The organism is Plantactinospora sp. B5E13, from assembly GCF_039871775.1.
Taxonomy (GTDB): Bacteria; Actinomycetota; Actinomycetes; order Mycobacteriales; family Micromonosporaceae; genus Plantactinospora.
Genome location: NZ_JBDPLT010000086.1, coordinates 1 through 14,065, shown reverse-complemented (window position 1 = coordinate 14,065; position 14,065 = coordinate 1). Strand labels below are relative to the sequence as shown.

12 protein-coding genes, 1 tRNA gene and 1 pseudogene are annotated in these 14,065 nt (G+C 70.1%); 6 read left to right on the top strand and 8 right to left on the bottom strand.

All coding sequences use genetic code 11. From position 1 onward, the window contains the following. From ABGB05_RS36450 to ABGB05_RS36440, 3 genes and pseudogenes are all read left to right on the top strand, one after another. Positions 1–100: pseudogene (locus ABGB05_RS36450) on the top strand (IS982 family transposase); the annotation flags it as partial. Between the two features lie 117 nt (positions 101–217). Then, complete coding sequence (locus tag ABGB05_RS36445) at positions 218–430, top strand: DUF2945 domain-containing protein (RefSeq protein WP_347658590.1); 213 nt, start codon at positions 218–220, stop codon at positions 428–430. Beyond that, the gene (locus ABGB05_RS36440) at positions 423–848 is read left to right on the top strand and encodes a DUF3140 domain-containing protein (RefSeq protein WP_347658589.1); all 426 of its coding nucleotides are present in this window, start codon (positions 423–425) and stop codon (positions 846–848) included. Before ABGB05_RS36445 ends, ABGB05_RS36440 begins: the two co-directional genes overlap by 8 nt. A gap of 98 nt (positions 849–946) precedes the next feature. Here the strand turns inward: ABGB05_RS36440 and polA are convergent, their stop codons facing one another. From polA to ABGB05_RS36400, 8 genes are all read right to left on the bottom strand, one after another. Continuing rightward, positions 947–3,634 (bottom strand): DNA polymerase I, encoded by a 2,688-nt coding sequence (polA, locus tag ABGB05_RS36435; RefSeq protein ID WP_347658588.1) that lies wholly within the window; start codon positions 3,632–3,634, stop codon positions 947–949. A 201-nt stretch (positions 3,635–3,835) separates the two neighbouring features. Next, positions 3,836–4,546 carry an ABC transporter ATP-binding protein gene (locus ABGB05_RS36430; RefSeq protein WP_347658587.1) on the bottom strand — a complete coding sequence of 237 codons (711 nt, stop codon included), beginning with the start codon at positions 4,544–4,546 and terminating at the stop codon, positions 3,836–3,838. Then, positions 4,536–5,438 (bottom strand): ABC transporter ATP-binding protein, encoded by a 903-nt coding sequence (locus tag ABGB05_RS36425; RefSeq protein ID WP_347658591.1) that lies wholly within the window; start codon positions 5,436–5,438, stop codon positions 4,536–4,538. Before ABGB05_RS36425 ends, ABGB05_RS36430 begins: the two co-directional genes overlap by 11 nt. 34 nt (positions 5,439–5,472) lie before the next feature. Further along, positions 5,473–6,645, bottom strand: coding sequence for a branched-chain amino acid ABC transporter permease (locus tag ABGB05_RS36420; protein WP_347658586.1), 1,173 nt, complete (start codon positions 6,643–6,645; stop codon positions 5,473–5,475). Next, on the bottom strand, positions 6,642–7,625 hold the full coding sequence (locus tag ABGB05_RS36415; protein ID WP_347658585.1) for a branched-chain amino acid ABC transporter permease: 984 nt from the start codon (positions 7,623–7,625) through the stop codon (positions 6,642–6,644). The genes ABGB05_RS36420 and ABGB05_RS36415 overlap by 4 nt, the downstream gene beginning before the upstream one ends. 61 nt (positions 7,626–7,686) lie before the next feature. After that, positions 7,687–8,832, bottom strand: a complete 1,146-nt coding sequence (locus ABGB05_RS36410; RefSeq protein ID WP_347658584.1) for a branched-chain amino acid ABC transporter substrate-binding protein — start codon at positions 8,830–8,832, stop codon at positions 7,687–7,689. A gap of 330 nt (positions 8,833–9,162) precedes the next feature. Further along, the gene (locus tag ABGB05_RS36405; protein ID WP_347658583.1) at positions 9,163–10,341 is read right to left on the bottom strand and encodes a hypothetical protein; all 1,179 of its coding nucleotides are present in this window, start codon (positions 10,339–10,341) and stop codon (positions 9,163–9,165) included. Positions 10,342–10,450: 109 nt separating this feature from the next. Beyond that, entirely contained in the window at positions 10,451–11,071 is a 621-nt protein-coding gene (locus tag ABGB05_RS36400) for a response regulator (protein ID WP_347658582.1), read from the bottom strand. An 89-nt stretch (positions 11,072–11,160) separates the two neighbouring features. Here ABGB05_RS36400 and ABGB05_RS36395 point away from each other — a divergent pair. The 3 genes from ABGB05_RS36395 (at position 11,161) to ABGB05_RS36385 (ending at position 13,810) form a co-directional block, all read left to right on the top strand. Next, a tRNA-Leu gene (locus ABGB05_RS36395) sits at positions 11,161–11,236 on the top strand. A gap of 194 nt (positions 11,237–11,430) precedes the next feature. Continuing rightward, positions 11,431–12,741 carry a YibE/F family protein gene (locus ABGB05_RS36390; protein ID WP_347658581.1) on the top strand — a complete coding sequence of 437 codons (1,311 nt, stop codon included), beginning with the start codon at positions 11,431–11,433 and terminating at the stop codon, positions 12,739–12,741. Positions 12,742–12,793: 52 nt separating this feature from the next. Further along, positions 12,794–13,810: an LLM class flavin-dependent oxidoreductase gene (locus ABGB05_RS36385; RefSeq protein ID WP_347658580.1), complete on the top strand. Its 1,017-nt coding sequence runs from the start codon at positions 12,794–12,796 to the stop codon at positions 13,808–13,810. The last annotated feature ends 255 nt before the right edge of the window (positions 13,811–14,065 follow it).

Below are 14,065 nucleotides of genomic sequence, written 5' to 3'. Positions count from 1 at the left end.
CCGCGTCGGTCAGCGCCTCCTCGCTCTGGCCGCTGTGATCTGGCACAACACCAACATCGGCGCACCCAACCCACGATCACTCATCGCGTACGACCATTGACCAGCAAAGATTTAGGACTCAATCATCGAGATCACCCCGTAGTCGGCGGGTGTCGGGCCGGGGTCGCCGGCCGTGGCCGGCACGGTTTCGCCCCGGGCGCCACGGGTAGGCCGAGGTATGCCGGAGCGGAGAAAGCTGCACAAGGGCGACCGGGTCAGCTGGCGCAGCCACGGCTCACGGGCGCACGGCACCGTGCAGGAGGAGATCACCCAACGGACGTACGCCGCGAAGCGTACGGTCGCCGCCTCGAAGGACGATCCGCAGTACCGGGTCCGGACCGACGAGGGGCGGGACGCGGTACACAAGCCGGAAGCGCTGCACGATGAGTAGCCGCCGCGACGACGGCCACGACACCGTCCGGAACTTCCGGGACGCGGTCAACATGAACCCGGGCGAGCTGGACCGCTGGCTGGCCACCGACGACTCGAAGGCGGTCGGGTGGCGCCGGGGCCGCGCCGAGTCCGTCGGACACGAGTCCGGCCGACGGATCATCGACCTGCTGCGCAAGCGGACGAACCAGTTCACCGACCGCGACTTCGCGCACATGCGCAAGGTCGTCGGGTACGTCCGCCGGCACATGGCCCAGCGGCCGTCCGGCGACGTCCGGAACACCCGGTGGCGCTACTCGTTGATGAACTGGGGACACGATCCGTTGAAGGAACGGCTGCCGCCGCCCGGCGGGCCGTCCCGGAAGGCGGTGCAGCGCCGGCAGGCCGCCCGTTCGGAGCGGAACCAGCGACGGTCGTGAGCCACTGCGGGGACGGTCGTGAGCCGCCACGGGTCGCCTCGCGGCGCCCACCACCCGGACCCCGGGCCCGACCGACCGGGCGGGCTCGGGGTGAACGGTCAGTGGTCGGCGCTGTTCCAGTCGGAGCCGACCCCGACCGAGACCTCCAGGGGCACGGCCAGCGGATAGGCCCCGCCCATCTGGCGGCGAACCAACTCCTCCAGGGCCGGCCGCTCGCCGGGCGCCACCTCGAAGACCAGTTCGTCGTGGACCTGGAGCAGCATCCGGGAGCGGAGACCGGAGTCGCGCAGCGCGGCGTCGACGTGCAGCATCGCCATCTTGATGATGTCGGCGGCGGAGCCCTGGATCGGTGCGTTCAGCGCCATCCGCTCGGCCATCTCCCGCCGCTGACGGTTGTCGCTGACCAGGTCGGGCAGGTAGCGGCGCCGGCCGAGGATGGTCTCGGTGTAGCCGTCCAGCACCGCCTTCTTCACCACCGACTGGAGGTAGTCGCGGACTCCGCCGAAGCGGCTGAAGTACTCCTCCATCAGGGCCCGCGCCTCGTCGGCGGCGATGCCGAGCTGCTGACCCAGACCGAACGCGCTGAGCCCGTACGCCAGGCCGTAGTTCATCGCCTTGATCTTGCGCCGCTGGTCGCCGGTCACCTCGGCGACCGGGACGGCGAAGACCGACGACGCGGTCGCGGCGTGGAAGTCGGCTCCCGAGTTGAACGCGTCGATCAGCGCGGTGTCGCCGGAGAGATGCGCCATGATCCGCATCTCGATCTGGCTGTAATCGGCGGTGAGCAGGCAGTCGTAGTCGTTCCCCACCACGAACGCCCGCCGGATCCGCCGCCCCTCCTCGGTACGGATCGGGATGTTCTGCAGGTTGGGATCGGTCGAGGAGAGCCGACCGGTCGCCGCCACCGTCTGGTGGAAGGTGGTGTGGATCCGGCCGTCGTCGGAGACCGACTTGAGCAGTCCGTCGACCGTCGACTTGAGCCGCGCCACGTCCCGGTGCCGGAGCAGGTGCTCCAGCAGCGGATGCGGCTGCTGGGCGTAGAGCCACTGCAGGGCGTCGGCGTCGGTGGTGTAGCCGGTCTTGATCTTCTTGGTCTTGGGCAGGCCGAGCTCGGTGAAGAGGATCTCCTGCAGCTGCTTCGGCGAGCCGAGGTTGAACTCCCGGCCGATCACCCCGTACGCGGCCTGGGCGACCGCCTTCACCTCGCCGGCGAAGTGCGCCTCCAGCTCGGACAGGTAGTCGTTGTCGGCGGCGATGCCGGTCCGCTCCATCCCGGCGAGGACGTCGACCAGCGGCAGCTCCACCTCGGCGAGCAACTCGATCGACTGTCCGCCGTCCCGGGACAGCTCGGTGGCGATGGCGTCGGCCAGGTCCAGGGTGGCCCGGGCCCGGAGCATCAGGTTCTGCTCGACCTCGCCGTCGTTGCCGAACCCGTCGAGGGTCAACTGGCCGGTCTCCGGGGCGTCGACCTTCAGCTCCCGGTGCAGGTAGCGCAGCGCCAGGTCGGTCAGGTCGTAGGAGCGCTGGTCGGGGCGGGCCAGGTAGGCGGCGAGCGCGGTGTCCCGGACGACGCCACGCAGGGTCCAGCCGTGCGCGGCGAACGCGAGCAGTGCCGGCTTGCTGTCGTGCAGCACCTTGGGCCGTGCCGGGTCGGCCAGCCAGCCGGCGACGGCCGCCTCGTCGGCGGCGTCCAGGGCGGTCGGGTCGAACCAGCCGGCGACGCCGGTGGCGGTGGCCAGCGCGACCCCGGTCAGCGCGCCGGTGCCCCGGCCGAAACTGCCGGCGACGGCGACGCCGGCGGGGGTGCCGGCCGGGGCGTGCTCGGCCAGCCAGTCGGCCACCTCACCGGTGCCCAGCACCCGGGTGGCCAGTTCGAAGCCGGCCTCCGCCTCCGGCTCGACCGACTCGAGGTACTGGTAGAGGCGGTTGCGCAGGATGCTGAACTCGAGCGCGTCGAAGACCTGGTGCACCGCCTCGCGGTCCCAGCCCTGCCAACGGGCGTCCTCAGGGCGCAGCGGCAGCTCCAGGTCGGAGACCAGACAGTTGAGCTCGTAGTTCCGGATCACGTCGGCGAGCCGCTCCCGCAGGCTCTCCCCGGCCTTGCCCTTGATCTCGTCGGCCCGGGCCACCACGCCCTCGACGCCGCCGTACTGGTTGATCCACTTGGCGGCCGTCTTCGGGCCGACCCCGGGCACCCCCGGCAGGTTGTCGCTGGTCTCGCCGACCAGGGCGGCCAGGTCGCGGTAACGGTCCGGGCCCACGCCGTACTTGTCGGTCACCGCCGCCGGGTCCATCCGGGCCAGGTCGGAGACGCCCTTGCGCGGGTAGAGCACCGTGACCCGGTCACCGACGAGCTGGTAGGCATCCCGGTCGCCGGTGCAGATCAGCACCTCCATGCCGGCGTCCCGGGCCTGGCAGGCGAGGGTGGCGATGACGTCGTCGGCCTCGTAGTTCTCCTTCTCGACCACCGGGATCCGCAGCGCGGCGAGGATCTCCTTGACCAGGCTGACCTGGCCCTTAAAGTCGGTCGGGGTCTCGCTGCGGCCGGCCTTGTACTCGGTGTAGCGCTCCGTCCGGAAGGAGCGGCGGGAGACGTCGAACGCCACCACGATGTGGGTCGGCCGCTCGTCGCGGAGCACGTTGATCAGCATCGAGGTGAAGCCGAAGACCGCGTTGGTCGGCTGGCCGGTCGTGGTGGCGAAGTTTTCCACCGGAAGGGCGAAGAACGCCCGGTAGGCCAGAGAGTGACCGTCGAGCAGGAGCAGGCGCGGCGTGGAGGCTGTCACGATAGGCGACTCTAGTCGGCGCCACCGACAGACCGGACATCCACCGGGTGTCCGGCGACGCCGCGATCGCCCATCGCGTCGGTCGGGACCACTCGAAGCCGGCCCGGATCCGTCGGGAGTCACCTACGCGGCAGCCGCGGTCCGGGCGGACCGCGGCTGCCGGTGCGGAACTGACCGGGAGCCACCCCGGGACACGTGGAGTCACGCCACCCCGAGGTACGCCTCCTTCACGGACGGATCGTGCAGGAGCTCCTGCCCGGTGCCTTCCTTGACGATCCGACCGGTTTCCAGGACGTACGCCCGGTGTGCCCGGGACAGCGCCTGTTGAGCGTTCTGTTCCACCACCAGGACGGTGGTGCCCTGCTGGTTGATCTCCGTGATGATGTCGAAAATCTGCCGGATGACCAGGGGCGCCAATCCCATCGACGGCTCGTCCAGCAGCAGCAGCTTGGGTCGACTCATCAGTGCCCGGCCGACCGCGAGCATCTGCTGCTCACCGCCGGAAAGCGTGCCGCCGGCCTGCTTGCGCCGCTCGGCCAGTCGGGGGAAGAGCCCGAAGACCCGCTCCAGGTCGGCCGCGATCCCGGCGGTGTCCCGCCGGGTGTACGCCCCCATGTCCAGGTTCTCCAGCACCGTCATGCCGGGGAAGATCTGCCGTCCCTCCGGGGACTGGCAGAGCCCTCGACCCACCCGCAGGTCCGCCCGGAGCCGGCTGATGTCCTCGCCGGCGAACCGGATCGACCCGCGGGAAAGGCTTCGGATTCCGGAGATCGCCCGCATGGTTGTCGTCTTGCCGGCACCGTTGGCCCCGATCAGGGCGACGATCTCGCCTTCCTCGACCTGCAGGGTGATTCCGTGCAACGCCTCGATACGGCCGTAGGCGACGGTGACGTTCTCCATCTCAAGCAGCATCGACAGGCTCCCCCAGGTAGGCGGCGATCACCCGCGGGTCTCGACTGACCTCGGACGGGGTACCGTCCGCAATCTTGCTGCCGAACTCCAGCACCACGACCCGGTCGGTGACACCCATGACCAGACGCATGTCGTGCTCGATCAGCAGCACGGTGTGGCCTCGGTCGCGAATCTGCCGAATCAGGGTCAGCAACTGTTCCTTCTCGGCCGGGTTGAAGCCCGCCGCCGGCTCGTCGAGGCAGATCAGCTTCGGTTCGGTGGCGAGCGCCCGGGCGATCTCCAACCGCCGCTGGTCGCCGTACGGCAGGTTCCGGGCGACCTCGTTGGCTCGTCCGTCGATGCCGACGAAGCGGAGCAACTCCAGTGACTTCTTCTCCGCCGCCCGCTCCTCGAGGACGTGTCGGGACAGGCCGAAGATCTTGGCCGACCCGCGACGGACCTGCTGCCATAGCCGGGGCAGCCCACCGGCGGCGGTCACCTGCGGCAGCTCCTCCGGCTTGGGCTTGACCCGGTAGATCCGGAACAGTGCCCCCGGCACGCTGGTCTTGTGCCGGGAGTCGGTCCCGACCATCACGTTCTCCAGCGCCGTCATCTCGGGGAAGAGACGGATGTTCTGGAAGGTACGGGAGATCCCGATCCGACTGATCTGGTGCGGTTTGCGCCCGCTGACCCGCACCCCGGCGAACCGGACCTCACCGGAGGTCGGCTTGTAGACCCCGGTCATCACGTTGAAGCAGGTCGTCTTGCCGGCACCGTTCGGCCCGATGAGCCCGAGGATCTCGCCCTCGTACAGCTGGAAGCTGACGTCGTTGAGCGCCACCACCCCACCGAACCGCAGCACGACGTGGTCCACGTCGAGCAGCGTCCGCCGTGGACCCGGCTGGCTCGGGATCTTCGGGCCGTCTCCGGTGGCCGTCGTCGTCTGGTCAGACACTGGCCGCCGCCTCCTTCGCACGATCCTCCAGCTCACGGGCACGCCGCCGGCTCGGGATCAGACCCTGCGGACGCAGGACCATCACCAACACCATCGCCACACCGAACGCGAGCCACCGGTAGTCCTCGATCGCCCGGAACCGCTCCGGGAGGTACGCGAGCAGCACCGCGCCGAACGCGACCCCCACCATGTTCCCCGACCCGCCGACCACCACCATGGCGACGAAGAGAATGGAGAGTCGCACGTTGAACTGAGTCGGGTCGATGAAGGCATACCGGCTGGCGAAGAGGAACCCGGCCAGGCCGCCGAGGGCGGCACCGATGGCGAAGGCCCAGAGCTTGTACTTGAAGCCGTACACCCCCATCACCGCGGCGGCGTCCTCGTCCTCGCGGATCGCCAGCCAGGCCCGGCCGACCCGGCTGTTCTCCAGCCGCCAGACCGCGAAGACCATCAGCAGGACCACGGTGATGGCGAGGAAGTACCACCACTTCGGATCGATCAGACCGAAGTACTGGTTGTCGGCCGACGGAGCACCCTCGGGGCCCGGGATGCCGTTGATCCCCTGCGATCCCCGGGTCACCTCGGTCATGTTCCGAGCGAAGATCCGGATGATCTCACCGAAGCCGAGCGTGACGATGGCCAGGTAGTCACCACGCAGTCGCAGCGTCGGCCAGCCGAGCAGCACGCCGGAGATCATGGTCAGTGCGACGGCGATCGGCAGACAGATCGCCCAGGTCACCGCCCAGGTCGACGGCAGGTCGAAGGTCTGCTGGAGCCAGTGCACCACCGGCGAGTTCAGCGAGCCGAAGAGCGCGACACTGTACGCCCCGATCGCGAAGAAACCGATGTACCCCAGGTCCAGCAGTCCGGCGAGCCCGACCACCACGTTCAGACCGATCGCGACCAGTACGTAGATCGCGCAGGTGAAGAGCACACCGGACCAGTTGCTGCCACCGTCCATGTAGTCGGTCCGCAACGAGACCAGCCCCGGGATGATGAGGTTGGTGCCGGGGATCTTGCCGAAGCTCGGCAGGTAGTAGGCGAACACCACCATCGCCGCCCCGGCTAGGAAGCGCTGCCCCCGGGACAGGGCACGCCAGCGCGCGCCGATGCCGCCGAGCAGGGCACGGCGTCGGTCGTCGACCTCGCGAAGCTTGTCGATCATGCGCGTGCCCTCCCCAACGACTCACCGAGCAGACCGGTCGGCCGGAACATCAGGACCACGACGAGCACCACGAAGGCGACCACGTCCTCCCAGGACGAGTTGTAGAGCGTCGCGGCGTAGACCTCGACGACACCGAGGAGCAGACCGCCGAGCAACGCGCCGCGTAGGTTGCCGATGCCGCCGAGCACGGCGGCGGTGAACGCCTTCAGACCGAGCACAAATCCGAGCTCGTTCTGGGTGATGCCCGTCCGCATGCTCCACAACAGTGCCGCGGCGCCGGCCATCACCCCGCCCAGGACGAAGATGAGCATGATGACCCGGTCCTGGTTGACCCCCATCAGGGCGGCCGTCTCCGGGTTCTGCGCCACCGCCCGGACGCCGCGGCCGTACTTGGTCCGGTTGATGAACCAGTCCAGCAGGGCCATCATGACCAGCGCGGCGATGAGGGTAATGAACTGTACGTTCGTGATCGACGTACCGGCGATGGTGAAGAGCGGCTTGCTCTCGATAATGGTCGGCATCCCGACGACCTGCCGGGGACGGCCGAACAGGGTGGTCATCGTACCGCCGAGGGTGTCCGGCAGCAACTGGCCGAGGATCTCGACGATGACTAGCGAGAGGCCGATCGCGGTGATGAGGAAGACCAGCGGTGGTGCGTTGCGGCGGCGCAGCGGCCGGTAGGCGAGACGCTCGATCACCAGCGCGGTGCCGCCGGAGGCGAGGGCCGCCGCGGCCAGACCGAGCAGCAGGAAGAGCGCGGCCTGGGCGACCGGTGGGTTGTTCTCCAGCCCGACAGCGGTCCAGACGCCGAGCACGGCGAACGTGCCCACCACGAAGACCTCGGAATGGGCAAAGTTGATCAGCCGGAGCACACCGTACACCAGGGTGTAGCCGAGTGCGATCAGCGCGTAGATCGCTCCCTTGGCCAGCCCGTCAACGGTATGTTGGCCGAGGTGGCCGAAGAGTTCGTCGAAGTTCACAAAGGCTCCTTGCACCGAGCGCGGCCGGGAGTCGTGCTCCCGGCCGCACTCAACTGACCCGTCAGGAAATCTTCAGCTCTTCCAGCGGGACGATCTCGTTCCCCTTGACCTGGTAGGCCCAGATGACAACCTTGGTCGGGTCCACGTCGCCGTTGGCGTCGAACTTGATGTACTTCGACGTGCCCTGCTTGTCGTAGGTCCGGACGAACTCCAGGATGTCGGCCCGGGTCTGCTTGCCGGCCTCGAAGGCATCCAGGAAGATCTTGGCCGCGTCGTAGCCCTCCGCGCCGTACGAACCCGGCGCGATGTTGTACTTCTTCTGGTAGTCCGCCGCGAACGTACCGCCGGCCTTGTCAGCCGGGAGGCACGGGCAGGTGACGATGGCACCCTCGGCACCGCCGGACGCACCCTCCGGGAAGGCGGTGTCGTACAGCCCGTCGGGCGCGATGAACTTGGCGGTGACGTTGGCGGCCCGCAGCTGGCGGACCAGCGGCGCCGCCTCGCGGGTGTAGCCGCCGTAGAAGATCCAGTCCGGCGAGGCGCTCTTCACCTTGGAGACCGTCGCGTCGAACTGGTTCTGCCGCTCCTGGATCTTGTCCGTGCTCACCTGCAGCGGGCCGAGCAGCTTGCCGAGCTCTGCGGTGATGCCGGCACCGTACGCGCTGCCGTCGTCGATCACGAAGACCTTCTGCGCGTTCTGCCGCTTCAGGTACGCGGTGACCGCCGCCGCCTGGGTGCCGTCGTGGCCGACAACCCGGAAGAAGCTCTTGACGCCCTTCTGGGACAGGTCGATCCGGGTGGCGGACGGCGAGACCATGGCCATGCCGGCGGCCTGGTAGGTCAGCATCGTCGCGTCGCTCTCACCGGAGAAGTGCCCACCGATGACGCCGAGGTACGACTGGTCGCCCGCGACCTGGTTGGCGATCGGAGTGGCCTGGTCCGGGGCACCCTGGGTGTCGAACTCCTGCAGGGTGACCTGGCAGTCCGGCTTGGCCGTGTTGTGCTGCTCCACGGCGAGCTTGGCGCCGTTCAGCGACGGGATCACCAGACCCGCGTTGTCGCCGGTGAACGCGCCGAAGATCGCGATCTTGCCACCACACTTCGCGCTGTCGGCGGTGCTGCCGCCCGTGTCCTGGCAACCGGCCGCGGCCACCATCACCGCCGCCAGCGCAGTGGTACTCAGCGCCCGTACGTACTTTCGCCTCACGGCTCCTTGACCTCCTCCAGATGCAGGCAGCGGCGGACCCGGCGGCGACACATCACTACCAGCGCATCCACCACCCGGCGACAAACGCCAACCCGCGTTACGGCTCGTGATGGCGGAGCGTACCGAGGCTTATTCGGTCATGGAAAGGCCTGAAGGCGGGGCTTGCCAAACCGTTACGAACGCGTGCACCAGGATGACCGGAGCCGTAACAAGCGCGGCGGGTTGCGCCCCTTATCCGACCCTGCGTCCGATCCCGGCCGGCCGGAGCGGGTAGCGGCGGTACGGACGCTACCGACGGCCCGGAAGCGCCGCATCGTCGTACGGGCATCCTCAGTCCCCGGTGCCGAGCCGGGTCGCCCAGACCATGCCCTCCCGCCCGTCGTCGACCGACAGCAGCACCCGGTCGTCGAGCGCGACCACGCTGACGTCCTGGTACGCGCCGACCGGCATCGGTACCGGCGCCGCCACCGGACGCCAGGCCCTCCCGCCGTCGAGAGAGGACCAGAGCCCGTACGAGGCGCCGTCGGAAGCGACCGCAAGCAGCCGGTCCGCTCCGACGACGGTCAGCGCGACAACGGCCGGAACGCCGGAGGCGGCCCGACCGCCGAACCCGCCGACCGGCTCCCAGCCGTTGGAACCGCGTCGCCAGGCGCCGAACTCCCGCCCGCGCAGCCCCACCGCGACCGGCGTACCGCCGAGCAGGACCACCCGCTGGAACTCCTCGTAGTCCTGGGTCGCCGGGGCCGGGTCGCGCTGCCAGTTCCGGCCGTCCGGGGAGGTCCAGCCGAGCGGGTCTCGGTCGATCCGGCCGCCCGCCGGCAGCATGCCACCGACCAGCAACCAGCCGGTGGGCGTGGCGACCGCGTCGGACGCCCAGGTCGCGCCCTGGGCGTCGGTGGCCAGCCCGGGAACCGCCTCGATGATCTCGAAGTCGCCAGCGTCCGGAGAGAGCCAGACGGCCGCCCCGCTGGACCGGTTGCCGGTGATCAGCCAGCCGGATGGCCCGGCAGCGAGCCGGGCGACGTTCACCGCCTTCGGCCCGCCGTACAGCTCGAAGGAGGCTGCCTCGACCTCCACCAGTGAACCGTCGGACCGGTGCTGCCAGGTGCTCACCCGGGGGTTGCCGTGCGCTCCGCCGGGCTTGTCGCCGATCACCGCGACCCGGCCGTCCCGGCAGGCCGCCGCGTAAAGCACGTTACGCAGCCCGTAGTAGCTCTTCGGCTCGACCCGCAGGGCGCTCCAGGTCTGGCCGTCGGCGCTGTGCCAGGCCGCCGGCCGGGTCTCGCCGGACCCGGTGCCGACCCCACCGGTGACGTACCAGTGGCCGGCGCACGCGGCGAGGTCCCGGACCATGAGCCGGCCGGGTGTACCGGGCGGCGCCGGCAGGGCCAACCGCCGCCACTGCGGGCGCAACTGTTCCACCGATGCCTCTGGCGCCGGCCCTTGACAGCCGGTGGCGAACAGGACGGACACCATGAGCGCGACACCGACACACCGTCGGAGGAGCATCGGCCGATTGTAGGGCCCGGGAACGCGGCCGAGGAAGCTCGTGATCGGGTACCGCAGCGGCGGCGCGCCCGGCCGGGGCGGCGCCGCCTCCGCTCGTCCGCCGGTGGCCTCAGCCGGCCTCGGTCGCCGGCTCGGCGCCGGTCCCCTCGGCCAGGATGCGTTCGGCCACCTCCCGCATCGTCATCCGGTGGTCCATCGCGGTGCGCTGGATCCACTTGAATGCCTGCGGCTCGGTCATCCCGTACGTCGTCATCAGGGCGCCCTTGGCCCGCTCGACGGTCTTGCGGATCTCCAGCCGGTCGGTCAACCCGGCGACCTCGGCCTCCAGCGCGGCGATCTCCGAGTAGCGCGACAGCGCGATCTCGATCGCCGGCACCAGGTCGCTCTTCTGGAACGGCTTGACCAGGTACGCCATGGCGCCCGCTGCCCGGGCCCGCTCGACCAGGTCACGCTGGCTGAACGCGGTCAGGATGACAACCGGGGCGATCCGGCCACCGGCGATCCGCTCCGCCGCCGCCAGCCCGTCCATGATCGGCATCTTGATGTCGAGAATGACAAGGTCGGGCTTCAACTCCTCGGCGAGGCGTACGGCGGTCTCGCCGTCGCCCGCCTCCCCCACCACGTCGTAGCCCTCCTCGACCAGCATCTCGGCCAGGTCCAGCCGGATGAGCGCCTCGTCCTCGGCGATCAGCACCCGCCTCCGCTCGGCACCTGCCTGCGTGTCGGCCACGAGCCCCTACCCCCAACTACTACTTTTCCGACACCTGCCCAGCCGGGTGTCGCCGCCATCAGCGTAGTGGGTAGTCTTATCGACGCCAGGCCCCTGTAGCCCAACGGCAGAGGCGCGATTCTCAAAAGATCGACAGTGTGGGTTCGAATCCCACCGGGGGCACCACGCATCGAACGTCGCCAGGACCGGTTCCCGTACGGCACCAGGGTCGTCCCGGGAGACGGGCAACCCGGCCGTACGGGCGCATTTCGGCGACGTATGTCGGTAAGTTTCCACACCGGGTGCTTCGTCCGTGGTTGTGTGTGGTTGGTGCGGAAACGGCATCCGGACCGGATTCCAGGACCCCAGGAGACTCGCGCATGGGCGCCGACCACCATCGTCCCCCGCCCCCGGCCCCGCCCCGGCTGCGCCGGATCCTCATCGCCACCGTGGTGCCGCTGTTCGCCGCGACGTGTGTCGGTGTCCTGCTGCTCTGGCCGTCGGAGACGCCCACCCGGGACGAGGCGCCGCCGGTCCCCCGCTACCACGGCACGGTGACCCGGGTGGTCGTCGAGCCCTGTCCCGACGTGCCGGACCTGCCGGAGGCCGGACCACCCGGTACGGACGGGCCGTGCGGCACGGTCCGGGCGACCGTCGAGGAGGGTCCGGACGCCGGCCGGGAGGTCGAGACGCCGATCCCGGTCGGTCCCGGGGCCCCCGAGGTCGCGGTCGGCGACCAGGTGGTCCTGGTCCAGCTCGTCGATCCGGCCAACCCCGACGTGAGCAGTTACAACATCGCCGACCAGCAGCGCGCCCGGCCGCTGCTCTGGCTGCTCGCCGCGTTCGCGGTCGCGATCGTCGCCTTCGGACGCCTGCGCGGCCTGGCCGCGCTGGCCGGGCTCGCCGCGAGTTTCGCCATCCTGCTCAGCTTCATCCTGCCGGCCATCCTCGACGGCAGTCCGCCGCTGCTCGTCGCCGTCACCGGCGCCGCGCTCATCATGTTCGTGGTCCTGTACCTTACCCACGGGGTGACCACCCAGACCTCGGTCGCCGTCCTGGGCACCCTGGGCAGTCTGCTGCTCACCGGCGTACTGGGTACGGTGGCGATCGCCGCCACCCACCTGACCGGGTTCGGCAGCGAGGACGCCACCACGCTGTCCTTCCTCGACGCCGACGTGGACCTGCACGGCCTGCTGCTGGCCGGCATCATCATCGGCTCACTCGGTGTCCTCGACGACGTCACCGTCACCCAGGCCGCGACGGTAGGCGAACTCGCCCGGGCCAATCCCGACCTCACCCGACGGCAGCTCTACCAGGCGGCGACCCGGGTCGGCCGGGCGCACATCGCCTCCACCGTCAACACCATCATCCTCGCGTACGCGGGTGCGTCCCTGCCGCTGCTGCTGTTGCTCATCGCCGGCGGTCGGGCCACCTCCGAGATCCTGACCACTGAGTTCATGGCCCAGGAGATCGTCCGTAGCGCGGTCGCCACGCTCGGCCTGATCGCCGCCGTGCCGATCACCACGGGCCTGGCCGCCATCGTGACCACCGCCGGTCGGCGCCGGGCGGAGCAGCGGGACGTGTCCCGGCCCACCGGCCCGCCCGGAGAGGCGCTCGCCGCCCTCGCCGGCTCCGGCGCCTCGGTGGACGCCGGGCCGGACCCGGCCGGTTGGGAACCCGACCGGACCTGACCCGGACGCCGGGAAGAAAATCACAGGCGGAAGAAATTCCCGGTGTCCCCGGTTGCGGCAAGGTGTGATCGACGTACCGCTCTCTGTCCTTGACCTGGCCCCGGTCGCGGGCGGCGCCACCGCCGGTGACGCCCTGCGGCACACCACACAACTGGCTCGACGTACCGAGGAACTCGGATACCACCGGTTCTGGGTCGCCGAGCACCACAACATGCCGGCGATCGCCTCGTCCGCGCCGGCCGTGCTGCTCGCGCACATCGCCGCCGCCACCTCGACCATCCGGGTCGGTTCCGGTGGGGTGATGCTGCCCAACCACGCACCGCTCGTGGTGGCCGAACAGTTCGGCACGCTGGAGGCGTTACACCCCGGCCGGGTCGACCTCGGCATCGGTCGGGCGCCCGGCACCGACCAGGCAACCGCGCTGGCGCTGCGCCGGACCGTCGAGGGACTCTCCGCGGAGAACTTCCCGCAGGAACTCGCGGATCTGATCAACTACTTCACCGGCGCCCGGCCCGGACCGATCACCGCCACCCCGGGACGGGGACAGTTGCCGGCGGTCTGGCTGCTCGGGTCCAGCGGGTTCAGCGCCCGGCTCGCCGGGCTGCTCGGACTCCCCTTCTCCTTCGCCCACCACTTCAGCGCCGCGAACACGCTGCCCGCGCTGGAGCTGTACCGGGACAGCTTCCGGCCGTCGGAGTGGCTGTCCGAGCCGTACGCGATGGTGGCGGTGAACGCGGTCTGCGCCGAGACCGACGAGCGGGCGCAATGGCTGGCCGGTCCGGCCGAGCTGTCGTTCCTGCGCCTGCGCACCGGTCGACCGGCACCGCTGGCGACTCCGGACGAGGCGGCGGCGTACCCGTACACCGACATCGAGCGCCAGTTCGTCGCCGACCGCCGGGAGGGACAGGCGCTCGGCTCACCGGAGACGGTGGCCCGGCAGCTGGGCGACCTGCTGACCCGGACCGGCGCCGACGAGCTGATGCTCACCACGCTGGTCTACGACGTCGACGACCGGGTCCGCTCGTACGAGCTGATCGCGGAGAAGGTCGCCGGCGGCCTGCGCCGCTGACCGGCGCGGGACCGCCGGGGTGACCAGGGACACAGCGGATCGGCGCCGCCGAAACACAGTTTTCACCGTGCTGTCATCGACCGGCACCGGAACCCGCCTAATGTTCTTACCGGTGGTGGTTCGACAAGCGCGATCGGGACGGGTCGCGTGATGTCGCGGTGTGTGCCGCACCGGCCGGCGGGGAGATGAGCGACCCCGCAGGCCGGTGCGGCTTCGCGTTTCGCCGGTGCGTCGCGGTGCCTGGCCCTACCTGGC

Bases quoted from the DNA above. Each gene is read 5' to 3' on its own strand.
- ABGB05_RS36430 (WP_347658587.1), bottom strand. From the start codon at position 4,546: ATGCTGCTTGAGATGGAGAACGTCACCGTCGCCTACGGCCGTATCGAG.
- ABGB05_RS36405 (WP_347658583.1), bottom strand. From the start codon at position 10,341: ATGCTCCTCCGACGGTGTGTCGGTGTCGCGCTCATGGTGTCCGTCCTG.
- ABGB05_RS36440 (WP_347658589.1), top strand. From the start codon at position 423: ATGAGTAGCCGCCGCGACGACGGCCACGACACCGTCCGGAACTTCCGG.
- ABGB05_RS36420 (WP_347658586.1), bottom strand. From the start codon at position 6,645: ATGATCGACAAGCTTCGCGAGGTCGACGACCGACGCCGTGCCCTGCTC.
- ABGB05_RS36390 (WP_347658581.1), top strand. From the start codon at position 11,431: ATGGGCGCCGACCACCATCGTCCCCCGCCCCCGGCCCCGCCCCGGCTG.
- ABGB05_RS36445 (WP_347658590.1), top strand. From the start codon at position 218: ATGCCGGAGCGGAGAAAGCTGCACAAGGGCGACCGGGTCAGCTGGCGC.